Raw genomic sequence first — 21236 nt, 5'->3', positions numbered from 1 at the left:
CAGCCATCCAAAGCCCTTCGTCTGGAAGGCGGACCCCGACGAAATCATCGCCGCACGTAACCGGGGGTTCCAAACGTTGGAGTCAATCCACTAGCCCCGGCAGTTGGCGTCCTCGTCAATGTTGACCCGATCTTAACCCAGCCTGCGCTATTTCCCGGCCTGTTCCAATATTGGCGCAAGGAAAGGCGCGGATGACCGATCTCGGCAGGCAGAATTTCGAACGTTCCACTGGCACCGATGCGGCCGGGCAGGCGGATTATTCTGCACCCGCCGCCGCAGCGGCAGGTGGCCACGACAATGCGCGCCTGCCAATTGGCGTGGTGCTGGAGATATCGGGTTCGGGCTCGCAGATTGCGCTCGATCTGCAACGGCTCAATGAATGCATGGAGGATGCCGATCCGTCGATCGCGTTGGCCGGGCAGGTTGGCAGCCAGATCAAGATCCGCGTGGGCGATGCCTGGCTGCTCGCCAACGTGCGCGATCAGCGCAAGGATCGCCGCAATGATGCCGGGATTATCGCGCATATCGACTTCCTGGGCGAAGGTGCGGAAGAAAAGCTGACAGGCCGCATCCACGGGTTCAAGCGCGGGGTGACGCGCTACCCGGTTCCGGGCGCGATGTGCTATCCCGCCACCACCAAGGATCTTGAACAAATCTACGCCAGCGATGGCCGCGCCAGCGTAACGATTGGCAAGGTGTTCCCTACCCGCGATATCCGCGCGGGGCTGTATATTGACGCGATGCTGGGCAAGCATTTTGCGCTGCTGGGGTCGACCGGCACCGGCAAATCGACCAGTGCTGCGCTGATCCTGCACCGCATCTGCGAAGCCGCGCCCAAGGGTCACATCGTGATGATCGACCCCCACGGCGAATATTCCGCTGCCTTCCGCCAGACCGGGCAGATCCTCGACGTGTCGAACCTGCAGATGCCATACTGGCTGATGAACTTCGAAGAGCATTGCGAAGTGCTGCTGTCGGGTAGCGGCAATGAACGTCAGGTAGATAGCGACATTCTCGCCAAGTGCCTGCTGGCCGCGCGCGCGCGCAACCGGCTGGCGCAGACGATGGGCAAAATCACGGTGGATTCGCCGATCCCCTACCTGCTGTCCGATCTCGGCAACATCCTGCAGGACGAAATGGGCAAGCTCGACAAGGCAACCTCGTCCGCGCCCTATATGCGGATCAAGGGCAAGCTCGACGAGCTGAAAGCTGATCCGCGCTACCAGTTCATGTTTTCGGGAATGTTGGTGGGTGACACCATGACCGATTTCATCGGCAAGATTTTCCGTATGCCCGGCCACGGCAAACCAATCTCGATCATCGACGTGTCGGGCGTGCCATCGGACATCACTTCAACCGTGGTGGCGGTGCTCAGCCGCCTGGTCTTCGATTTCGCGATCTGGGGACGGGAGGAAAATACCCGCCCGGTACTGCTGGTGTGCGAGGAAGCCCACCGTTACGTGCCGAACGAGAAAAACGCCGATGGCTCGTCGGTCGGCAAGATTCTCAGCCGCATCGCCAAGGAAGGGCGCAAATACGGAATTTCGCTTGGCCTGATTACCCAGCGCCCGTCCGATCTGGCCGAAGGCGTACTGTCGCAGTGCGGCACGATCATTTCGATGCGCCTCAACAACGACCGCGATCAGGCCTTCGTGAAAGCCGCCATGCCCGAAGGCGCGCGCGGCTTCCTCGATTCGATCCCGGCGCTGCGCAACCGCGAATGCATCATCTGCGGCGAAGGTGTGGCGATCCCGATCCGCGTGACCTTTGACAACCTCGAAGAACACAAACGCCCCGCGTCCGAAGACCCAAGTTTCGTCGATTTGTGGAACAAGGACGGAGGCGAGGAAGAACTGGTCGAGCGCGTGGTGATGCGCTGGAGAAGTCAGGGGTAGTTTTTGCTTCGTCATTGCGAGCGAAGCGAAGCAATCCATGGTCTGACCTTGCGACTAGGGGTGACGCCAGCCCATGGATCGCCGCGTCGCTGCGCTCCTCGCGATGACGAATAATCACGTTCCCCGCGTATCGCCGTAAAGGTGGATATGCAGCCGGTCGCTCATGCGCAAACCATGTTCCAGACATAGCGGCGCGAGCCACGCCTGCCGTTCGCGCTGTGTGAAGCTGTCGGTGCCTTCAGCCATCAGGAACACCTGCCCCGGTTTGAAGCGATAGCGGCGCTGGAGTTCCAGCACTTCGGCCACATCTTCGGGCGCGGCGATCACGAATTTGAAGAACGCGCGCGGGTCGGCGGCGAAGGCATCCAGCCGTTCGGGGATCAGCGCCAAGCCTGCCGGATTGCCCGAATGGGCGAGCTTGGGGCTGACATTATATTGATCGACCCGGATATCGAGCCGAGGCGGCGGGGCGACCGTGCCGTTGGTTTCGATTTCGACGCTGATATCGGGGAGGTGTTCCAGCATTTCGGCCAACCCGCCCGCCTGCAACAGTGGTTCCCCCCCGGTGATGACGAGGCGCCGCTGCCCCAGCGCCGCGATCCGCTCAGCGGTTTCGGCGGGCGAGAGCGTGACCTGATTGGCCTTGCGTTCAAAGGCGATCCCGTCGCGGTGGGGCCGGTTGTCGCCTTCGAAGTGCCACGTATAGGCGGTGTCGCACCACACGCAGGCAAGGTTGCAGCGGGAGAGGCGCACGAAGGCGACCGGCGTGCCCGCGCTCGGCCCTTCGCCTTGCAGCGAGGCGAAGATTTCCGGCCCGCCGGTGTCGTCGGTGGCGAGAGTGAGATTCACCTTACCCCAACCGCGCCAATGCCGACGTCAGCCGCTCCACCTCGCCCTGATGGTGGGCGAGATCGGCGCGGGCTTTCTCCACCGCTTCGGGCTTGGCTTTTTCAGCGAAGGCGGGGTTGCCAAGGCGGCCTTCAAGGCTCTTGGCTTCTTTCGCGCTCGCCGCCAGTGCCTTTTCAAGCCGGGCTTTCTCGGCCGCGATGTCGATGATCCCTTCGAGGGGAATCACGAACACGTCCGCCCCTGCGATCACCTGCATGGCGGGGCCAGCGGGGGCCTCACCAATGGTCACGGGCGTCAGACGGGCTAGGCGTTCGATCGCCGCGCTGCTGCGCTCGATCGTGCGTGCTGCCACGTTGGACGGCGCGGCAAGGAACGCCGCCAGCTTGGCCCCCGGCGCGATGCCGAGTTCGTTTTTGGCGCTGCGGATATTGGTGGTCAGCTCGATCACCCAGTCAATCGCGTCGGTGGCTTCCTTGCTGACTTCGGCTTCGGGCGCGGGCCATTGGGCGAGGATCAGCTCATATTCGCGCGCGCCCAGCTTGTGCCACAACTCCTCGGTGATGAACGGCATGAAGGGGTGCAGCATCACCAGAATCTGATCAAGCGCCCATCCGGCGACTTCGCGGGTTTCGGATGCGGGCGACCAACCGCCTTCTTCGTCTTCCCGGCGAAGGCCGGGATCCAGCGAGGCGGGCGGTTCTGCTCCGCTCTGGACCCCGGCCTGCGCCGGGGTGACGGCACTGAAAACCGGCTTGATCAGCTCCAGATACCAGTCGCAGAACTTGCTCCAGGTGAACTGGTAGATCGCATTGGCCGCCGCGTCGAAGCGCAGATCGGCCATCGCGCGCTCGATTTCGGTGACGCAGGCCGCGACTTCGCCGATGATCCACTGGTTGGCTGCGAGGCGCGCTGGCGGGGCCTTCACGCTCGCCGACGCGCCGATGCCGTTCGACTGGCAGAACCGCGCAGCGTTCCACAGCTTGGTGGCGAAGTTGCGGTATCCTTCGACCCGCTTTTCATCCATCTTGATGTCGCGGCCCTGGCTTTCCATCGCCGCCATGAAGAACCTGAGCGCGTCGGCGCCATATTGGTCGATCAGGCCGAGCGGATCGACGACATTGCCCTTGGACTTCGACATCTTCGCGCCGTCTGCGGCACGCACGAGGCCATGGAGATAGAGCGTATCCCACGGCTTTTGCCCCATGTTGTAATAGCCCATCATCATCATGCGGGCATCCCAGAAGAACAGAATGTCGAAGCCGGAGATGAGGAGCGAGTTAGGGTAGTGTTTTTCCAACAGCGTCATGCCAGCGGAAGCTGGCATCTCGGGCGTTTGCGCACCGCCGCCTGAGGCCCCAGCTTTCGCTGGGGTGACGGACTGGTTTTCATGCGGCCAGCCGAGCGTGGCGAAGGGCCACAGCGCGCTGGAGAACCACGTGTCGAGCACGTCTTCGTCACGATAGAGCGGAATTTCCCTCTCGTGCCGCATGGCGTTCGAGAGTCCAAGTTTTCGCTTTTCAAGAGTGATTTCATATTCATGGCCGTAATAATCTTTAGCAAGGCTAATAACTTCAGCCTCAGTTGCAGCCACGAACTCCTTTTCTCCTTCTACGTTGAATATCAAGCCGTCCGGCGTCTCCTGCGCAGTGCCTTTCCAAGCAAACTTACCGCCTTCGTCTTTCTTAGGCCCAAACCAAGCCGGAATCCGGTGCCCCCACCACAATTGCCGCGACACACACCATGGCTGGATGTTCTCCATCCAGTTGAAGAAGGTCTTTTCCCACGTCTTGGGCACGATGCCGATTTCGCCGGACTTTACCGCTGCAAGCGGCTTTTTTGCCAGTTCCGCCGCGTTTACATACCATTGATCGGTCAGCCACGGTTCGATCACCACGCCGCCGCGGTCGCCGAAGGGGGTCTGGATCACGCGCGGTTCGGCGTCGTGCTCCACCCGCTCGCCATCCTTTTCGGTGACGTGGGGGACGAGGAAGCCTTCGGCCTTGAGCCGCTCCACCACCGCCTTGCGCGCGTCGAAGCGGTCAAGCCCGACGAACGCCTCCGGGATCAATCCGTCCGCCACCTGACACACCGCCGCTTCGGCATCGAGCATATTGAGCATTGCGCCAGCCGTAAATCCGGCGCGCTTGCCCACTTCGAAGTCGTTGAAATCATGCCCCGGCGTGATCTTCACGCAGCCTGACCCCAGCGCCGGATCGGCGTGTTCATCGGCGATGATCGGAATCCGCCGCCCGGTGATCGGCAGGATGATATGCTTGCCAACCACGCTGGCATAGCGTTCGTCCGCCGGGTTCACCGCCACCGCCATATCGGCCAGCATCGTTTCGGGCCGGGTGGTGGCAACGATCAGGTGATCCGCGCCATCATCCGTCCTCACGCCATCCGCCAACGGATAGCGGAACCGCCAGAAATGCCCCTGAATTTCGCGGGTTTCGACTTCCAGATCGCTGATCGCGGTCTTCAGCTTCGGATCCCAGTTCACCAACCGTTTATCGCGGTAGATCAGCCCGTCATTATAGAGGTTGACGAAGGTTTTGATCACCGCCTTGGTGAAGTGCGGGTCCATCGTGAACTGTTCACGGCTCCAGTCCATCGAACAGCCCAGACGGCGCAATTGGTGGGTGATGGTGCCGCCGGATTCGGCTTTCCATTCCCAAACCTTGGCGACGAAATCCTCGCGGGTATAATTGGTGCGCTTGTCCTGCTGCGCCTCCAGCTGGCGCTCCACCACCATCTGCGTGGCGATCCCGGCGTGATCGGTGCCGACCACCCACAGCGCGTCCTTGCCGCGCAGGCGTTCATATCGCACCACCACGTCCTGCAACGTGTTGTCGAGCGCGTGGCCGATATGCAGGCTGCCCGTCACATTGGGCGGCGGATTGACGATGGTGAAGGCCTCGGCGTCGGGGCGGTGCGGACGGAACAACCCGTTGTCCTCCCAATGCGCATACCAGCGCGCCTCGATATCGGCGGGGTCGAAAGTGGTGGGCAAAGTGGTGGCAATTGTGTTGGTCATGATGGCCCGCGCCATGCCAGCACCGATGCTGCGATGCAATCATCGTGAAGCATCGGCATCGCGGCGCGCGGGCGAACAGCGCGAGAGCCTTGTCCCGCGCTGAAAATCTCCCCATAGCTGCAATCCGATGCAGGACGCCGCGCACTATACGTTGGAAGAGACAGGGGAAGACGGGGCCGGCAATGGCACCCGGCTACTGCTGTCAGGGCAGCTGACGCTGGCCGCCATCGCCCCGCTTGAACGCGAACTTTCTAGCCTTGCCGGCACGATCCGCACGGTTGATCTGTCGGGCGTGGACGAAATCGACACGGTTGGCGCGTGGGTGGTGTGCCGCGTGGTGCGCGAACATGGCGCGGACATTACCGGCGCAAGCGATGCGGCCAATCGGTTGCTCAATGCCGTGCACGGGATTGATGCGAGCGGTGATACCGGCCCGGTGCGCCCGCCGATATGGGAACGGGTGCCGATCAGCGTCGGTAAGCAATTTTTTGCGAGTTGCTCAGGTATTTACGGTGTGATTGGGTTTTTCGGGCAGATCCTGATCGGGGTCGGCAGCCTGATCCGCCACCCTTCGCGCTTTCCGCTGCGCGCGCTGGTGCACCAGATGGAGCTGGTCGGCGTGTCGGCGCTGCCGATCATCGGGTTGATGAGCTTTCTGATCGGAATCGTGATCGCGCAACAAGGCTCGGTGCAATTGCAGCAATTCGGGGCCGAGGCGCTGACGGTGAATCTGGTCGGGCGCATTACCCTGCGCGAACTGGGCGTATTGATGACTGCGATCATGGTGGCGGGCCGTTCGGGCAGCGCCTTTGCCGCGCAGCTTGGCACGATGAAGCTGACCGAGGAAATTGACGCGATGCGCACCATCGGCATTTCCCCGATCGAAGCGCTGGTTATCCCGCGCATCCTCGCATCCACCTTCATGATGGTGCTGCTGGGGTTCTATGCCTCGGTGGTGGCGATTGTCGGCGGGGCGGTGGTGGGCGATCTGGCGCTGGGCATGCCGTTCTGGACGTTTCTTGAACGGATTCGCGACGTGGTGCCCGAACATGATCTGTGGGTCGGGCTGATCAAGGCGCCGGTATTCGGGCTGATCGTGGCGCTGGCGGGGTGCTATCACGGGCTGCAAGTGCGCGATAATTCCGAAGAAGTCGGCCGCCGCACGACGATGGCGGTGGTGTCGGCAATTTTTGCGGTGATCGTGATCGATGCGTTTTTCGCGGTGTTCTTCACCGAAGTGGGTTGGGGGTAAGCGATGACGGATCACCCCACCGATGAAGGCGCGCCGATTGTGGTCGAAGGCCTCGTCAACCAGTTCGGCGATTTCGTGGTGCACGATGGGCTCAATCTTACCGTGCGCAAGGGCGAAATTCTCGGCGTGGTCGGCGGGTCGGGCAGCGGCAAATCGGTGCTGATGCGCTCGATCATCGGCTTGCAGGAGCCGAGCGCGGGGCGGATCGAGGTGCTCGGCAAAACCATCACCGGGCGCGATCCCGACAGCGATTTCGGCGTGCGCTGCCGCTGGGGCGTGTTGTTCCAGGGCGGGGCGCTGTTTTCCACCCTGACGGTGGGCGAAAATGTCGAAGTGCCGCTGAAAAAGTTTCACCCCGATCTTGATTGGAAGTTGCGGTGCGAAATTGCCCGTTACAAGGTGATCTTGTCGGGCCTACCTGATGACGCGGTGTCCAAATACCCTTCGGAATTGTCGGGCGGGATGAAGAAACGCGCCGGGTTGGCGCGCGCGCTGGCGCTCGACCCTGAATTGCTGTTTCTGGACGAACCCACCGCCGGGCTCGATCCCATCGGCGCGGCCAAATTTGACCGGCTGACCCGCGAATTGAAGGAAACGCTGGGCCTTACCGTGTTCCTGATCACCCACGATCTCGATACGCTGTATGAGATTTGCGACCGGGTGGCGGTGATCGGTGAGAAAAAAATCATCGCGGTCGGCACCATCCCCGAAGTCATCGCCACCGGCCACCCGTGGATCGAGGAATATTTCAACGGCCCGCGTGGGCGCGCGGCGCAGGGATCACATGATCGCAGCCGGGCGCGCTCTGATGGATAGAATATTGGACAGGGACGCCCTGCGGCGTTCATAGGAAACGGATATGGAAACAAGAGCGAACCATCTCTGGGTCGGTGCGGTCACGCTGCTGCTGCTGGTAGCGCTGGCGGCGTTTATCGTGTGGATCGCGCGATTGGGGCAGGGTGCGCACAACGAATATGACATCTTCTACGGCCAATCGGTGTCGGGGCTGGCGAATGGCAGCCAGGTCAGTTTTGCCGGGGTGCCGGTGGGGCAGGTGATCGACATTGCACTGGCAGAGGACAATCCGGAATTCGTGCGTGTGCGGATCAAGGTGCGCGAAGATGTGCCGATGCTGGTCGGCACACAGGCCACGATTGAGGCCAGCTTTACCGGGGTGTCGACCATCCTGCTGGACGGTGCGCGCAAGGATGCCCCGCCAATCACCTGTGAAAGCACCGCCTGCCCCGAAGGCCGCCCGGTGATCCCGCCCGGACGCGGCGGGTTTGGCGCGATTGTCGCGAATGCCCCGGTGCTGCTGGAACGGTTGGCGACGCTGACCGAACAGCTCAACACCATTCTCGGCCCTGAAAATCAGGAGCAGATTTCGGGCATCCTCAGAAATTCCAACCGCCTGACTGAGGATCTCGCCAATGCCACCCCGGCACTGGTCGCCAATCTTGAAGGGTTTCAGACCACGCTGGCCGAATTCAATCAGGCGCTGGACGCGGTCGAACAGTTGACGCTGACCACCGATGCGCTGGTCAAGAAAGAAGGCTCACCGCTGGCCGAGGAACTGCGCGGGACGCTGAATGCGGCGAATCAGGCGCTAACCTCGCTGGCGGCCACGCTGGAGGACACCCGCCCCGCCGCGCGGCAATTGCGCACCAGCACGCTGCCCAATGCCGAGGCAACCTTGCAGGATCTGCGCGCCACCAGTCGCGCCTTGCGGGCGATCACCGAAAAGCTCGAAAGCGAAGGCGCGGGCGCGCTGCTTGGGGGCGAATCACTGCCGGATTACAAGCCATGAGGAAGACCGATTTGATGAGCCTGCGCAAATGGCCCGCCCTGATCATGCTGCCCGCATTGCTGGCGCTGCCCGGCTGTATCAGCCTGGGAGGCGCCGCGCCGGAGAGCCTGCTGACGTTAAGCCCGACCGCGCGCGCGGCTTCGGGAGATGGCGTTTCCGGGGCGCAGCGCCCGGTCATCGCGGTGCTGGCTATCGACACTCCGGCCAAACTGGATGTGCTGCGCGTGCCAGTCGCGGTGTCGGATACCGAACTGGCCTATCTGAAAGACGCATTCTGGGTGGAAAAGCCCGCGCGCCTGTTCCGCAGCCTGCTGGGCGAAACCTTGCGTGCGCGCGGCGGGGCGCTGGTGCTCGATAATGATGAAACCGTGGCGCTTCCCACGGTGAGCCTGCGCGGCAGCCTGATCGACATGGGTTATGATGCGCGCGCTTCGGCAGTGGTGGTGCGGTTTGATGCGATCCGGATCGACGATGCAGGCACCACCAGCACCCGCCGGTTTGAGGCGCGTGAAACCGGGGTTCCGGCCGATGCCCGCGCCGTCGGCGCAGCGATCAACCGCGCCGCCAATAGCGTGGCAAGCGATGTCGCGGATTGGGTTGGGGGCGAGGGGTAAAGCCTACGCCTGCGCCAGCCGGGCGAACCCGCAGGCGCGCAGGAAATCGGCCTCACGCCGGGCGCGGCGTTCCTCGGCCTCTTCGTCGCGGCCCCATAGGTCGGCCTGCCATTCTTCTTCAAGGCACGCCGCCTGCCACAGTGCCAGCGGTGCGTCCTCATCGTCTGTATCGAGCGCGGCGAGCGCGGTGATCAGCGATGCGGCGAGCTTCGCCATTGCCTCCACCCCGGCCAGCGCGAATGGGTTCAGCGTCTCCAGCCGCGCGCGCAGCACCGCCAATGCCGGGGCAGGCTGCGGGCGGTGGAGAATGCCGCTGACCCGCACCAGCGCGATGCCATGATCCGCCTCAAACCGCGCGAGCAGCGGCTCCCATACCGCCTGTTGGTGGGCATAAAGCGGCGCGTCAGGATCGGCGCGGTAACACAGCGTATCGGTTTCGGCGTAGGCGATCAGGCCATCGGCAATCGCTGCCCGATCGGCCGCCACCACATCAATCGCGTAATCGGCCATATCGCGCAGCGGCAGGCTGGCGGGATCGATTTTGTCGCCCTGCCGCCGCCATTCCGCCGCCAGCGCTTCGCCTAGCCCTTGCGTGGGCACGATCTGCGCCGCGCCGCCCACGGTTTTGACCCCGCGCCCATCCAGCAGCACCTGCCAACCGCCGGGCACTTCACCAAGCGTTACATCGGTGTAGAACCTGCGGATCATGAGCGCTTGTTATCTCCGGCTTTCCAGCGTTTGGCGATGATTGGCGGCAGGAAGAAAAACTCCAGCAGCCCCACCACCGCCAGCCCCGCGCCCAGCTCCCACGGCAACTTCACCGGAAGCACATCCCGTGTAATCGCCACGCCCAGCAGCAACAGCGCGATGCCGCCAATGCGCGCGACGTTCATGATGATGTAGCGCCGCTGGGCCTGCGCCTCGGCAGCTTCGCGCGGGGACAGGTTCATGGCAGCGCCGCCTCCAGCGCTTCGGCCAGCTCGCGGATATTGCTGGCCACGCTCAACGCGCCGTGTTCCAGCAATTCATGCGGAGCGTGATAGCCCCATGCCACGCCCACCGCGCGCACCCCGGCGCCCCGTGCCATCGCCATATCGAAACTGGTATCGCCGATCATCACCGCCTGATGCGGCGCTGCACCAGCCTCGAACAAGGCAGCCTCCAGCATCGCCGGGTGCGGTTTGGAGGGGTGACGGTCAGCGGTCTGGAGCGACACGAACAGATCGGCGATCCCGTGCGTTTTCAGGCAGGCATTCAACCCACGGTCGGATTTGCCGGTGGCAACCGCGAGGCTCCAGCCCGCGCCGTGCAGATTGGCGAGCAGTTCGGCCATGCCATCATAAAGCGGTTCGTCGAGCAGGCCTTCTTCGCGCCGCGCGCGGTAGCTGGAACGGTAATATTCGGTGACGGCGCGGGCCTGATCCTCCGCCAGATCGGGCGAAAGTTCGCGCACCGCAACCGGCAGGCTCAACCCGACAATCCGCCGCACCAACTGGCTATCAGGCGCGGGCAGGCCAGCGCGGGTAAAGGCGCGCTCCATCGCCCAGCACACGTCCGCCTGCCCATCGACCAGCGTGCCATCGCAATCGAACACGGCCAGACGCGTGGCGCTCACTTGCGCGGGCCTTTAGGGGCGGGCTTGGCCTTTCTGGGTGCGGGCTTGGCGGCGGGTTTGCCGGGTGCCTTCTTGCCCTTGGTCGCCACATCACCGCGCGCGCGGCGGGGCGCACGGGCTTCCTTGCGCGCCTGTTTGAAATGGCGGCGGGCGGCCTGTTTCTTCTCCTCACCCGACCGTTCGGGCGCTTCTTCGCGCAAGGGCGATGCGTCGGACAGGCTCTGATCGAAGCCTAGCACGTCCATGCTCATGGCAAAATGCGGCGGAAGTTCGGCGATGACGTCCAACTTGCCGCCACTCGCGGCCTTGGTGCTCGGTTCCGAGATGATCAACCGGCGCGCGTGGAGGTGCATCTTGCGGCTGACCGCGCCGGTCAGGAACGAATCCGGCCCGCCATACTTGCCGTCACCCACGATCGGATGGCCAATCGCCGCCATGTGGACGCGCAGCTGATGCGTGCGCCCGGTGAGCGGTTCCAGCTCCACCCATGCCGCGCGTTCGCCCGCATGATCGACCACGCGGTAACGGGTTTTCGCCGCCGCGCCGTTTTCTTCGTCAACGTGCATTTTCTCGCCGCCGGTGCCCGGTTGTTTGGCGAGCGGGGCGTCGATCACCCCTTCGGCCAGCGCCGGGTTCCCGACCACCAGCGCCCAATAGACCTTGCGCGCCGAACGGCTGGCAAAGCGTTTGGAGAAACTCGCCGCCGCCCCCGGCGTGCGCGCGATCAGCAGCACGCCCGAGGTATCCTTGTCGAGCCGGTGGACAAGCCGCGGGCGCGGCGTTTTCTCGTCGGTGACAAACGCATCGAGCAGTCCGTCGACGTGTTTGGTCATCTTGCTGCCGCCCTGCGTGGCGAGGCCCGGCGGCTTGTTGAGCACGATTGCAGACGCCGTTTCGCGAATCACCATGTCATGTGCTTCGGCGATCTGTTCGGGGCTGAGCGTGCGGGTGCGCGGTGCAGCCTTGCGCGCGGTTGGTTGTTCCTCACCCCCCGGCGGGACGCGCAGAACTTGCCCTTCAGCCAGCCGATCTTCGGGCTTCACCCGCTTGCCATCGACCCGGATCTGCCCAGTGCGCGCCCAGCGCGATACGGTGGCGAACCCGATCAGCGGCAGGTTGCGTTTGAACCAGCGATCGAGCCGGATGCCGTCGTCATCCTCGCTGACGGTGAACTGGCGCACGTTGTCGCTCTCGCCCTGAGCTTGCTCAATGGTCATGCCGCACCGCGCATCATGGTGAGGCCCAGCCACAAGGCGGCAAGGCCCGCCATCACCGACACCGCCGCATAGGCAAACGCCAGCCCCGGCGTGCCGCGTTCGGTCAGCAACAGCAGTTCAAGGCTGAACGCGCTGAAGGTGGTGAACCCGCCCAGCATACCAACGCCGAGCAGCAGCCGCAGGTGTTCGCCTGCTCCGCCGTGCCGTGCCAGCCAGCCGAACACTATCCCCATCAACAGACACCCCGCTAGATTGACAGTGAGTGTCGCCCACGGGAAGGCATCGACTGTGCGCGGGCCGAGCGTGTGGGTCATCAGCCGACCAGCCTGATACCGCGCCAGTGCGCCAACGGCGCCGCCAGAGGCAACCAGCGCCGATGCGGCGAGTGGAGAAAGTGCAGAAGGGTTCATCGCCAAGGCTCTTAGCGATGCGCGCGCGCTCTGCCTAGCAGGGCTGGCAAAACCGCGATTCTGCGCTGATGCGTCGCTGGCGGCTTGCGTTTCGGGTAGTGTTGGACTATCGGAGCGCCGTAATCAGGGCGGTCCCGCGTGGGAATCGCCCGCCTTTCAGTGGAAATTGACCGCGTATCCCCGCGAGAATCGGGCGGGCTCTGGCGTTTCAAGATTGAGGTAGTTGGCTTTTATGCAAATCATGGTTCGCGATAATAATGTTGATCAGGCCTTGCGCGCGCTCAAGAAGAAGCTGCAGCGCGAAGGCGTCTATCGCGAAATGAAGCTGCGTCGCCATTACGAAAAGCCGAGCGAAAAGCGCGCCCGTGAAAAGGCCGCCGCCGTGCGCCGCGCCCGCAAGATGGAGCGCAAGCGGTTGGAGCGTGACGGGAGCTAATTATCCCGTCCGCAAGCGCGCTTTGCTTCGCAGAACCGCTTGAATCCCCCTTTCCAATAAGCCATCAGGGCGCGGCATAAATCCGCGCCCTTTTGCCGTCACAACGCAGCGCATGATGCGCCGCCACTCAGGATCAAGCCATGACCGAAATAACCCGTGTTCCGATCAAACCCGTCGCCAAGGGATCGCTGACCAAGCTGTGGATCGGCGTGGTACTGGCGATTGCAGTGGGGGCGGGCCTCGCCTGGGCCGCTGTGCCGCGCGGCGTAGATATTGACACCCAGGTGGCGGGCACCGGCCCGACGCCAGTGGTCGGCGATGTGGTGTTCCTGAAATACAAGGGCAAACTTGCCGCCGATGGCACGGTGTTTGACGAATCGCGCGATATTCCGCTCCCCGTCGAAGGCATCTTCCCCGAAGGCACCCCGTTCCCGATTGAGGAAGGCGCGACCATTCCCGGCTTTTTTGAAGGGTTGCAGCAGATGCAGAAGGGCGGAAAATACACGCTCTTCATCCCCGCCGACAAGGCGTACGGGGCAGAGCCGCCGCCGGGCGCGCCGATCCCGCCGAACGCCGATCTCGAATTCGAAATCGAGGTGATCGACATCATGAGTCAGCAGACCTTCGAACGGAACCTGAGCATTCTGCAACAGGCGATGCAGAGCCGGATGGGGCAAAGTCAAATGGGGCAGGGCCAGATGGGCGCGCCGCAGGATGGCCCCCAAGCCGCACCGCAGCCCGCGCCGGGCCAGTAAGGGGAACGCGCGTGTCGGTGGACAAGGCAAACGTCGCCAAAATCGCCTCTTTGGCGCGCATCAGCATGGATGATGCCGCGCTCGAACGCATGGTGCCCGAATTGAACGGCATCCTCCAATGGGTCGAACAATTGGGCGAAGTCGACGTGTCCGGGATCGAGCCGATGGCGGCGGTGATCCCCAACACCTTGCGGCTGCGCGATGATGTGGTCGATGCCGATCCGCTGACCGGCGGCGGGAGGCGCGATGATGTGCTCGCCAATGCCCCGGCGGCAGAACACGGGTTCTTTGGCGTGCCGAAAGTGATCGAGTGATTTTTTGAATGCAAGTGTGCGCCCCCGCGCAGGCGGGGGTCTCCAGCAATTTGGCGATGCGCGGGAGGTATGAGATCCCCGCCTTCGCGGGGACTCGCTGATAGTATGACTGACCTTACCCAATTCGGCGTCAAAGACATTCGCGATGGCGTGCGCGATGGCAGCTTCACCGCGCGCGAAGTCGCGGAAAGTTTCAACGCGGCCGTGGCCGATGCTGCCGCGCTCAACGCCTTCATCGTGACCACCCCCGATCATGCACTCGCCGCCGCCGACAAGGTCGACGCCGCGCGCGCGGCTGGCGAACCGCTGGGTGCAATGGCGGGTGTGCCAATCGGGATGAAAGACCTGTTCGCCACCCACGGCGTGCAGACCACGGCTGCCAGCCACATCCTCGAAGGCTTCATCCCGCGTTACGAATCGACCGTTTCGCAGAAGCTGTGGGACGCAGGCGCGGGGATGCTCGGCAAATTGAACCTCGATCAGTTCGCGATGGGTTCGTCCAACGAAACCAGCTATTTCGGCAATGTCGCCTCACCGTGGCGCAAGTCCGGCAGCAACCAGCCGATGAGCCCCGGCGGTTCTTCGGGCGGTTCCTCCTCGGCAGTCGCGGCGCGGATTGCGCCTGCCGCAACCGGCACCGACACCGGCGGGTCAATCCGGCAACCGGCGGCCTTCACCGGCATCTGCGGGATCAAACCGACTTATGGGCGGTGCAGCCGCTGGGGCATCGTCGCCTTCGCCTCCAGCCTCGATCAGGCCGGATCGATGGCGCGCAGCGTTGAAGATTGCGCGATCATGCTCGGCGCGATGGCGGGGTTCGATCCGAAGGATTCGACCAGCCTCCAGATGGACGTGCCCGATTGGGAGGGCGCGCTGAACGCTGACCTGCGCGGCAAGAAAGTCGGCATACCGCGCGAATACCGGATGGAGGGCACCGATCAGGCGATCCTCGATTCGTGGGAGCAGGGCAAGGCGTGGCTGCGCGATGCGGGCGCGGAAATCGTCGACGTGTCGCTGCCGCACACCAAATATGCGCTGCCCGCCTACTACATCATCGCCCCTGCCGAAGCCTCCTCCAACCTCGCGCGTTATGACGGGGTGCGTTACGGCTTGCGCGATTTGCCGGATGGCTCCGGCTTGCAGGATATGTACGCCGCCACCCGCGCCGCCGGGTTCGGGGACGAGGTCAAACGCCGCATCCTGATCGGCACCTATGTGCTGTCAGCGGGCTTCTACGATGCCTATTATACGCAGGCGCAGAAGGTGCGGGCGCTGGTGGCGCGCGATTTCGAGCGCGCGTTCCAAGAGTGCGACGTGATCCACGCCCCGACCACGCCCACGGCGAGCTTCCCGCTCGGCGAGAATGTCGATGACCCGCTGGCGATGTATCTGAATGATGTTTTCGCCGTGCCCGCCAGCCTTGCAGGTCTGCCCGCAATGAGCGTGCCTGCAACGATCAACGCCGATGGCCTGCCTCTGGGCCTGCAACTGGTAGGCCGCCCGTTTGACGAACAGGGCGTGCTCAATGCTGGGCTAGCGATCCAGCAGCGCTCGGGCTTCAGCGCGAAGCCAGAGAAGTGGTGGTGAACGCCGATCTGCCGCTGTGGCTTGCCGGCATCGGCATCGCCCTCGCGGTGCCGCTGACCTTCATGGTCGCCAATTGGGTAAGAAAGAACGTCGATCACGGCGAGGCGCGGTTCGATACGCGCGAACGCCCCGAGAGTGACGAGGAAACGAAATGACGGATGGTGCTTCGCGCGAGGGTTGCCAGTGACAGGCTTTGAATGGACGACCATCGGATTGATCATTTTTGGGATGGTCATCCCTTTCTGGATTATGGTCATTCTGACAGGCATTGTCGTTGAGCAGACGCGCAGGAAAGCCAAGAAGGAGTTGGCAAGGCAGTCGTACGTTCATGAATATTCTGAACTCTGCATCAGATTGAACGGGATGCTGAAATCGGCTGATGGGACATTTAATGGTCCAGCTATGGTCGTTTACCTGCGAGAGCTAAAAAAATATCCAGAATACAAAGATATGAGCATACTGTTTCTGGAATCAATCTCGATCACTGGCGATGGTAGATTCGATGACATCGCTCGCAATGAGTTGAAAGCGACCGAGGTTTATTTGTTGGGGTTGAACGATGAGTAACTACCGCATTCAGGGTGCCACCGGCGAATGGGAGGTCGTGATCGGCCTTGAAGTCCACGCGCAGGTGACTTCGCATTCCAAGCTGTTTTCCGGCGCGTCGACCACCTTCGGGGCGGAGCCTAATGCGCAGGTGTCGCTCGTCGATGCCGCGATGCCGGGGATGCTGCCGGTGCCCAACCGCGAATGCATCCGGCAGGCGGTGCGCACCGGAATGGCGATTGATGCGCAGATCAACGCGTGGAGCCGGTTTGACCGCAAGAATTATTTCTACGCCGACTTGCCGCAGGGCTACCAGATCAGCCAGCTTTACCACCCGATCGTGGGCGAAGGGCAGCTGCTGATCGATGCGGACGAAAAGGCGGGCATCCCGGAGGACAAGATCATCGGGATTGAGCGCATTCACGTGGAGCAGGACGCGGGCAAGCTGATGCATGATCAGCACCCGACCATGTCCTATGTTGACCTCAACCGCTGCGGCGTGGCGCTGATGGAAATTGTGTCGAAGCCCGATATGCGCTCACCCGCCGAGGCCGGGGCATACGTGCGCAAACTGCGCGCAATCCTGCGCTATGTCGGCAGCTGCGATGGCAATATGGAAGAAGGATCGATGCGCGCCGACGTCAATGTCTCCGTGCGCCGTCCGGGCGAGGAATTCGGCACGCGGACCGAGACGAAGAATGTCAATTCGGTGCGGTTTGTCATGCAGGTGATCGAATACGAAGCCAGCCGTCAGGTCGATGTGATCGAAAGCGGCGGGCGGATCGTGCAGGAAACCCGGCTGTTCGACCCCGGCACCGGCACCACGCGCACCATGCGTAGCAAGGAAGACGCGCACGATTATCGCTACTTCCCCGATCCCGATTTGCTGCCGCTGGTGCTGGAGGAGGATTTCCTCGCCGATTGCCGCGCCTCGCTCCCCGAACTGCCCGATGCCAAGCGGCGGCGCTATGTCGAGGTGCTTGGCCTCACGCCCTATAACGCGCGCGAGTTGACCGCCGAGGTGGAAACCTTCGCGCGGTTTGAAACGCTGCTGGCTGAAACCGCCAAAGTGATTGGCAAGGGCGAGGCGGCGGTCGCCACGCAGGTCGCCAACTGGTCGCTGTCGGTCGCGCCGGGGGTGATGAAGGCGCTGGGCGATGAAGCTGACCCCGCAAATGCCACGGCTGCCGCGCAGGCGAGCATCCTTGCAATGCAGGACAAGGGCGAAATCAGCGGCGGGCAGGCCAAGGAAATCTTTGAAATCGCGCTCAAGACTGGCCGCGACCCGGCGGAAGTTGCGGACGCCGAAGGGCTGAAACAGGTCAGCGACACCGGCGCGATCGAAGCCGCCGTGGACGCGATTATCGCCGCCAACTCTGACAAGGTCGAACAGTACCGCGGCGGCAAGGAAGCGCTGTTCGGCTTCTTCGTCGGCCAGACGATGAAGGCGATGCAGGGCAAGGCCAATCCGGGTGTGGTGAACCAGTTGCTGAAGGACAAGCTGGGCTGACCGCGGGGGCGGCCTGATGGGCCTCTCCATCATCCTGATCCAGCCCGAAATCCCCGGCAACACCGGGGCGGTGGGGCGTACCTGTGTGGCGTTGGGGATGGAGTTGATCCTGATCCACCCGCTTGGCTTCGACATTTCCGACAAACAGGTGAAGCGTGCAGGGCTGGATTATTGGCCCCACGTCAACCTGACCGAATATGCCAATTGGGAGGCGTTCCTCGCGGCGCGCACCCCGCGTCCCGATCAGCTGTTCCTGTTCGAGGAATTCGGCAGCCGCAGTTTCTATGAACCCGACTATCCCGACGATGCGATGCTGGTGTTCGGGCAGGAAACCAAGGGCATCCCGCAGCCCATCATTGACCAGAACCCCGACCGACTGTTCCACCTGCCGATGCGGTCAGACGTGATCCGCTCGCTCAACCTCGCCAACACCGTGGCGGCTGCGGCGTATCAGGCGCTGCGGGGGAAGCTGTAACCCAAAGGGCCGCCGGATCGCTCCGACGGCCCTGCGGGATTACGCCAGCGAGGTTTACTTCGCCGCCAGCCTTGTGCGCGCGTTCTTGGCAAATTCTTCGAAATTGGCCTTGTAGACGCTGACCAGTTCATCGAGCGCAGCGATCGCGTCTTCGCCTTCCTTGGGTGGAAACAGGCTCAATCCGTTGCCGCCCCATGCCTTGTATTCCTTGTCGATTTTCTGGTCATTGCCGAACTGGCGCACCATGAACAGCGTCCGCAGCGAGCGGCCATAGATCGCCGCCTTCTGATAGAATACATCGGCCACGATCAGTTCCGAATAGCATGCCGAGGTGGAATCGGCGCGGCGTTCCTTGACCTTGTTCATGGTCTTGCGTTCGAGCGGGGTTTCGTGCCGGATGATGGTGGTGCCCGGCGTAAGTTTCAGCAGCGTGCGCAGGTCGAGATCCTGCAATGCGTCAAGCTGCGACGGGCTGTCCAGCGCGCTCGCCAACAAGGTCTTGTTGTTGGCATCCTTGCCCGAGTTGATCGCGGAATTGAGCAGGCCCGGCCCGAGCAGACCCGATGTCAGCGATTGCATCCGTTCTGCCGGCCAGACATGCAATTCGCAGCCATCCGCCGCCACTTCGGGCAACAGGCCCTTGGCACTGGGGGTATAATCTGCGGGCGCGTCCTGCGCCTGAGCAATGGCGGGTGCCGAGGCGGCCAAAACCAATCCGGCAGCCAGCAATATCGGAAATTTCATCAGGTTTACCTTTCAATCCGTGCCGCAGCACGCGTCTGTAAATTATGCTTTGAAACCCTATTTCTTCTTCTTTTTGGGCGGGCGGTTCAGCGCCTCACCAAACCCGTTCACGGTCTTGCCATAGGCGAGCCGGATTTCCTCAAGTGCGGCATCAAGCTGTTCGGGTTCCTGAGGCGGAAACCGTTCCAGCTTGTGCTGCACATATGTGCCAAAACTGCGGGTCGATGCGTCGCTGCCGTCAAACTTACGAAAGCGGAAAATCGCCTTGAAGTATTGACCGGCAAAGACGTCATCCTGAAAGAATACATCGTCGGTGACCAGTTCGGCATAGCAAGGCGGCGAAGCTGGCATCAGTCGGCCAGCGGTCGTCCGGATCACGCGGCTGGGCAAAGGTTGATCGTGCACCACAACCGCGTAGCCTTGCAATTGCAGGATCGCAGCAACGTCCAGCCCGTGCAAAATGTCGACCTGGTCTTTTGACGACAAAATGGATTCGGGCAATTTGCGATACCCATCGCGCCCCTGGATCGCGCCATCGACGATCCCGCCGTGGAACCAGCCATTATAGGTTGAGCGCACCGCACCGGCAGGCCAGACGTGCAATTCGCAAACGGCCACGGCGGTCGGCTGATCTGTATCAGCTGGTTCATCCTGTGCCGCATTTAGCGGCGCTCCGAAGGCAAGGACCGTGCAGCCGATGGCCGCAAAAATGGCTGACTTCACGCGATTCCCCCAAGCCGTAGAGGTGTGAAATATCCGTGACCCAAACCCATGGCAAGCGGCATCAGCGGCGGTGCACCGCTATTTCACTTTTGGCGTAACGTGAGAAGCGTGCGCTATATTCAATATATTGATAAATAACATCTAAATACATAAATTATGAGCTATCGGCGGTGAAGGATTGTTCGCAGCCTCGCATTCCAGCGCGTAATGCTTCGGCATCGCGGCGCACTGGTAAATCCTTGCGCGCAATCGAACCGCGCGCGATGGGGTTGGGGCGACCTGCACAACCGCAGCAAAGGACAGCGCATTGACCCAGACACTCCTGCTGGTTGGCGGCGGGCACGCGCATGTTGCGGTGCTGGCGGACTGGACCGCGCGCGGCGTGCCTGCGGACACGCGCACTCTATTGCTGACCCCGCAGCCGACATTGCGCTATTCGGGCATGGTGCCGGGCTGGATCGTAGGGCAGCATAGCCGCGATGAGGCGCTGGTCGATCTGGCCGCGCTGGCGCAGCGTGCCGGGGTTGAACTGGTGCTCGATTCCTGCACCGGGCTTGATCCCGATGCCCGGCGCGTGCGCACGGCGGGGGGAGGGGAAATTGCCTTTGACATCGCATCATTCGACACCGGCGGCGAAGGGCGCGGCGCGGCGCTGCTGGGCGATGATCCGCGCCTGATCGACGTGCGCCCGATTGGCGGCTTTGTTGATCGCCTCGCGCTGCTGCCTGCGCTTGGCCATGTGGTGGTGGCGGGCGGCGGTGCGGGGGGCGTGGAACTGGCCTTTGCCATTTGCAACCGCAAGGATGCTGGCACCGCGCCGCAAGTGGCGCTGGTAACTGGGCGCGACGGCCTGCTCCCCGGCTTTGCGCCCGCTGTGCAGCGCAGGGTTGCGCATGCGCTGGCGCGGCAGAAAATTGCGGTGCACCGCGATGATGCCCATCTGGAAAACGGCGCGATCATGGCGGGCGCGGTATCGCTCGAACCGGCCGATGCGATCATCACCGCGATAGGCAGTGCGGCGCCGGGCTGGGCGAAAGACAGCGGACTGGCGGTGGACGGCGCGGGCTTCATCAGCGTTGACCAGCATCAGCAATCCCCCTCGCACCCGCACATCTTTGCCGCAGGAGACATCGCCGCACGGATCGACCGTCCGCTGGCCCATTCGGGCGTGCATGCGGTGTTTGCCGGCCCCGTGCTGGCCGCCAATCTGCGCAGCGCGCTGGCGGGAGCGGAGCCGCGCGCCGCCTATCGCCCGCGCGCCAACAGCCTATATCTGATGAATACCGGCGACGGATCGGCAATTGCCAGCTACGGCCCGCTCTCAGCCGAAGGGGCTTTCGTGCTGCGCCTGAAGCACTGGATCGACAAGCGCTGGATTGCGAAATATGCTGCACTTGCGAAACAGGCGTAACTTGCGCCGCAATGGCGGCGAATTGGGGGGCAAGGAGTTCGT

General features: G+C 62.8%; 23 protein-coding genes. 14 read left to right on the top strand and 9 right to left on the bottom strand.

Annotated features, from left to right (window positions below):
* Nucleotides 1-191: 191 nt before the first annotated feature.
* Entirely contained in the window at nt 192-1895 is a 1704-nt protein-coding gene (locus tag ABIE62_RS13130; RefSeq protein WP_354326702.1) for an ATP-binding protein, read from the top strand.
* 114 nt (nt 1896-2009) lie between these two features.
* Here the strand turns inward: ABIE62_RS13130 and ABIE62_RS13125 are convergent, their stop codons facing one another.
* Together ABIE62_RS13125 and ABIE62_RS13120 are read right to left on the bottom strand one after the other, a co-directional pair.
* Complete coding sequence (locus ABIE62_RS13125) at nt 2010-2744, bottom strand: 7-carboxy-7-deazaguanine synthase QueE (protein ID WP_354326701.1); 735 nt, start codon at nt 2742-2744, stop codon at nt 2010-2012.
* A gap of 1 nt (nt 2745) precedes the next feature.
* The gene (locus ABIE62_RS13120) at nt 2746-5778 is read right to left on the bottom strand and encodes a valine--tRNA ligase (RefSeq protein ID WP_354326699.1); all 3033 of its coding nucleotides are present in this window, start codon (nt 5776-5778) and stop codon (nt 2746-2748) included.
* A gap of 127 nt (nt 5779-5905) precedes the next feature.
* Between ABIE62_RS13120 and ABIE62_RS13115 the strand changes: the two genes are divergently transcribed.
* The 4 genes from ABIE62_RS13115 to ABIE62_RS13100 are packed head-to-tail and all read left to right on the top strand — an operon-like array spanning nt 5906 to nt 9451.
* Nucleotides 5906-7030, top strand: coding sequence for an ABC transporter permease (locus tag ABIE62_RS13115; RefSeq protein ID WP_354326697.1), 1125 nt, complete (start codon nt 5906-5908; stop codon nt 7028-7030).
* Nucleotides 7031-7033: 3 nt separating this feature from the next.
* Entirely contained in the window at nt 7034-7846 is an 813-nt protein-coding gene (locus ABIE62_RS13110) for an ABC transporter ATP-binding protein (RefSeq protein ID WP_354326695.1), read from the top strand.
* A gap of 43 nt (nt 7847-7889) precedes the next feature.
* Nucleotides 7890-8837 (top strand): MlaD family protein, encoded by a 948-nt coding sequence (locus ABIE62_RS13105; protein ID WP_354326693.1) that lies wholly within the window; start codon nt 7890-7892, stop codon nt 8835-8837.
* Nucleotides 8834-9451 (top strand): ABC-type transport auxiliary lipoprotein family protein, encoded by a 618-nt coding sequence (locus ABIE62_RS13100; protein ID WP_354326692.1) that lies wholly within the window; start codon nt 8834-8836, stop codon nt 9449-9451. The genes ABIE62_RS13105 and ABIE62_RS13100 overlap by 4 nt, the downstream gene beginning before the upstream one ends.
* A gap of 3 nt (nt 9452-9454) precedes the next feature.
* Here the strand turns inward: ABIE62_RS13100 and ABIE62_RS13095 are convergent, their stop codons facing one another.
* Genes ABIE62_RS13095 through crcB form a run of 5 tightly spaced genes read right to left on the bottom strand, consistent with a single transcriptional unit; the run spans nt 9455 to nt 12693 of the window.
* Complete coding sequence (locus ABIE62_RS13095) at nt 9455-10159, bottom strand: ATP12 family chaperone protein (RefSeq protein ID WP_354326690.1); 705 nt, start codon at nt 10157-10159, stop codon at nt 9455-9457.
* Nucleotides 10156-10401: a hypothetical protein gene (locus ABIE62_RS13090; protein ID WP_354326688.1), complete on the bottom strand. Its 246-nt coding sequence runs from the start codon at nt 10399-10401 to the stop codon at nt 10156-10158. The genes ABIE62_RS13095 and ABIE62_RS13090 overlap by 4 nt, the downstream gene beginning before the upstream one ends.
* Nucleotides 10398-11066 carry an HAD-IA family hydrolase gene (locus ABIE62_RS13085; protein WP_354326686.1) on the bottom strand — a complete coding sequence of 223 codons (669 nt, stop codon included), beginning with the start codon at nt 11064-11066 and terminating at the stop codon, nt 10398-10400. Before ABIE62_RS13085 ends, ABIE62_RS13090 begins: the two co-directional genes overlap by 4 nt.
* Nucleotides 11063-12283, bottom strand: a complete 1221-nt coding sequence (locus ABIE62_RS13080; protein ID WP_354326684.1) for an RluA family pseudouridine synthase — start codon at nt 12281-12283, stop codon at nt 11063-11065. The genes ABIE62_RS13085 and ABIE62_RS13080 overlap by 4 nt, the downstream gene beginning before the upstream one ends.
* Nucleotides 12280-12693, bottom strand: coding sequence for a fluoride efflux transporter CrcB (gene crcB, locus ABIE62_RS13075; protein WP_354326683.1), 414 nt, complete (start codon nt 12691-12693; stop codon nt 12280-12282). The genes ABIE62_RS13080 and crcB overlap by 4 nt, the downstream gene beginning before the upstream one ends.
* Nucleotides 12694-12925: 232 nt before the next feature.
* On the opposite strand from crcB, the gene rpsU reads away from it, so the two are divergent.
* From rpsU to ABIE62_RS13035, 8 genes are all read left to right on the top strand, one after another.
* Nucleotides 12926-13129 (top strand): 30S ribosomal protein S21, encoded by a 204-nt coding sequence (gene rpsU / locus ABIE62_RS13070; protein ID WP_354326681.1) that lies wholly within the window; start codon nt 12926-12928, stop codon nt 13127-13129.
* A gap of 140 nt (nt 13130-13269) precedes the next feature.
* The gene (locus tag ABIE62_RS13065; RefSeq protein ID WP_354326679.1) at nt 13270-13884 is read left to right on the top strand and encodes an FKBP-type peptidyl-prolyl cis-trans isomerase; all 615 of its coding nucleotides are present in this window, start codon (nt 13270-13272) and stop codon (nt 13882-13884) included.
* An 11-nt stretch (nt 13885-13895) separates the two neighbouring features.
* The gene (gene gatC, locus ABIE62_RS13060; RefSeq protein ID WP_354326678.1) at nt 13896-14198 is read left to right on the top strand and encodes an Asp-tRNA(Asn)/Glu-tRNA(Gln) amidotransferase subunit GatC; all 303 of its coding nucleotides are present in this window, start codon (nt 13896-13898) and stop codon (nt 14196-14198) included.
* 105 nt (nt 14199-14303) lie between these two features.
* Complete coding sequence (gatA, locus tag ABIE62_RS13055) at nt 14304-15785, top strand: Asp-tRNA(Asn)/Glu-tRNA(Gln) amidotransferase subunit GatA (protein ID WP_354326677.1); 1482 nt, start codon at nt 14304-14306, stop codon at nt 15783-15785.
* Nucleotides 15782-15940 (top strand): glutamyl-tRNA amidotransferase, encoded by a 159-nt coding sequence (locus ABIE62_RS13050; protein WP_354326675.1) that lies wholly within the window; start codon nt 15782-15784, stop codon nt 15938-15940. Before gatA ends, ABIE62_RS13050 begins: the two co-directional genes overlap by 4 nt.
* Nucleotides 15941-15968: 28 nt before the next feature.
* A complete protein-coding gene (locus ABIE62_RS13045; RefSeq protein ID WP_354326673.1) occupies nt 15969-16352 on the top strand; it encodes a hypothetical protein in 384 nt (127 codons plus the stop codon).
* Nucleotides 16345-17841 (top strand): Asp-tRNA(Asn)/Glu-tRNA(Gln) amidotransferase subunit GatB, encoded by a 1497-nt coding sequence (gene gatB, locus ABIE62_RS13040; protein WP_354326671.1) that lies wholly within the window; start codon nt 16345-16347, stop codon nt 17839-17841. The genes ABIE62_RS13045 and gatB overlap by 8 nt, the downstream gene beginning before the upstream one ends.
* A gap of 16 nt (nt 17842-17857) precedes the next feature.
* Nucleotides 17858-18316: a tRNA (cytidine(34)-2'-O)-methyltransferase gene (locus ABIE62_RS13035; RefSeq protein WP_354326670.1), complete on the top strand. Its 459-nt coding sequence runs from the start codon at nt 17858-17860 to the stop codon at nt 18314-18316.
* 54 nt (nt 18317-18370) lie between these two features.
* Here the strand turns inward: ABIE62_RS13035 and ABIE62_RS13030 are convergent, their stop codons facing one another.
* Both ABIE62_RS13030 and ABIE62_RS13025 read right to left on the bottom strand, forming a co-directional pair.
* Nucleotides 18371-19060: a hypothetical protein gene (locus tag ABIE62_RS13030; RefSeq protein ID WP_354326669.1), complete on the bottom strand. Its 690-nt coding sequence runs from the start codon at nt 19058-19060 to the stop codon at nt 18371-18373.
* A gap of 57 nt (nt 19061-19117) precedes the next feature.
* Complete coding sequence (locus ABIE62_RS13025) at nt 19118-19783, bottom strand: hypothetical protein (RefSeq protein ID WP_354326667.1); 666 nt, start codon at nt 19781-19783, stop codon at nt 19118-19120.
* Between the two features lie 307 nt (nt 19784-20090).
* Here ABIE62_RS13025 and ABIE62_RS13020 point away from each other — a divergent pair, with 307 nt between their 5' ends.
* On the top strand, nt 20091-21194 hold the full coding sequence (locus tag ABIE62_RS13020; protein ID WP_354326666.1) for an FAD-dependent oxidoreductase: 1104 nt from the start codon (nt 20091-20093) through the stop codon (nt 21192-21194).
* Nucleotides 21195-21236 lie beyond the last annotated feature (42 nt).

The sequence above is a fragment of the Porphyrobacter sp. MBR-155 genome (assembly GCF_040547625.1).
In the GTDB taxonomy this organism is placed as follows: domain Bacteria; phylum Pseudomonadota; class Alphaproteobacteria; order Sphingomonadales; family Sphingomonadaceae; genus Erythrobacter.
This window is presented reverse-complemented; position numbering and strand designations above follow the sequence as displayed.

Coding starts and splice junctions, on each gene's coding strand:
- ABIE62_RS13130 (WP_354326702.1), top strand. CDS start 192: ATGACCGATCTCGGCAGGCAGAATTTCGAACGTTCCACTGGCACCGAT.
- ABIE62_RS13120 (WP_354326699.1), bottom strand. CDS start 5,778: ATGACCAACACAATTGCCACCACTTTGCCCACCACTTTCGACCCCGCC.
- ABIE62_RS13115 (WP_354326697.1), top strand. CDS start 5,906: ATGCAGGACGCCGCGCACTATACGTTGGAAGAGACAGGGGAAGACGGG.
- ABIE62_RS13110 (WP_354326695.1), top strand. CDS start 7,034: ATGACGGATCACCCCACCGATGAAGGCGCGCCGATTGTGGTCGAAGGC.
- ABIE62_RS13105 (WP_354326693.1), top strand. CDS start 7,890: ATGGAAACAAGAGCGAACCATCTCTGGGTCGGTGCGGTCACGCTGCTG.
- ABIE62_RS13100 (WP_354326692.1), top strand. CDS start 8,834: ATGAGGAAGACCGATTTGATGAGCCTGCGCAAATGGCCCGCCCTGATC.
- ABIE62_RS13095 (WP_354326690.1), bottom strand. CDS start 10,159: ATGATCCGCAGGTTCTACACCGATGTAACGCTTGGTGAAGTGCCCGGC.
- ABIE62_RS13090 (WP_354326688.1), bottom strand. CDS start 10,401: ATGAACCTGTCCCCGCGCGAAGCTGCCGAGGCGCAGGCCCAGCGGCGC.
- ABIE62_RS13080 (WP_354326684.1), bottom strand. CDS start 12,283: ATGACCATTGAGCAAGCTCAGGGCGAGAGCGACAACGTGCGCCAGTTC.
- crcB (WP_354326683.1), bottom strand. CDS start 12,693: ATGAACCCTTCTGCACTTTCTCCACTCGCCGCATCGGCGCTGGTTGCC.
- rpsU (WP_354326681.1), top strand. CDS start 12,926: ATGCAAATCATGGTTCGCGATAATAATGTTGATCAGGCCTTGCGCGCG.
- ABIE62_RS13065 (WP_354326679.1), top strand. CDS start 13,270: ATGACCGAAATAACCCGTGTTCCGATCAAACCCGTCGCCAAGGGATCG.
- gatA (WP_354326677.1), top strand. CDS start 14,304: ATGACTGACCTTACCCAATTCGGCGTCAAAGACATTCGCGATGGCGTG.
- gatB (WP_354326671.1), top strand. CDS start 16,345: ATGAGTAACTACCGCATTCAGGGTGCCACCGGCGAATGGGAGGTCGTG.
- ABIE62_RS13035 (WP_354326670.1), top strand. CDS start 17,858: ATGGGCCTCTCCATCATCCTGATCCAGCCCGAAATCCCCGGCAACACC.
- ABIE62_RS13030 (WP_354326669.1), bottom strand. CDS start 19,060: ATGAAATTTCCGATATTGCTGGCTGCCGGATTGGTTTTGGCCGCCTCG.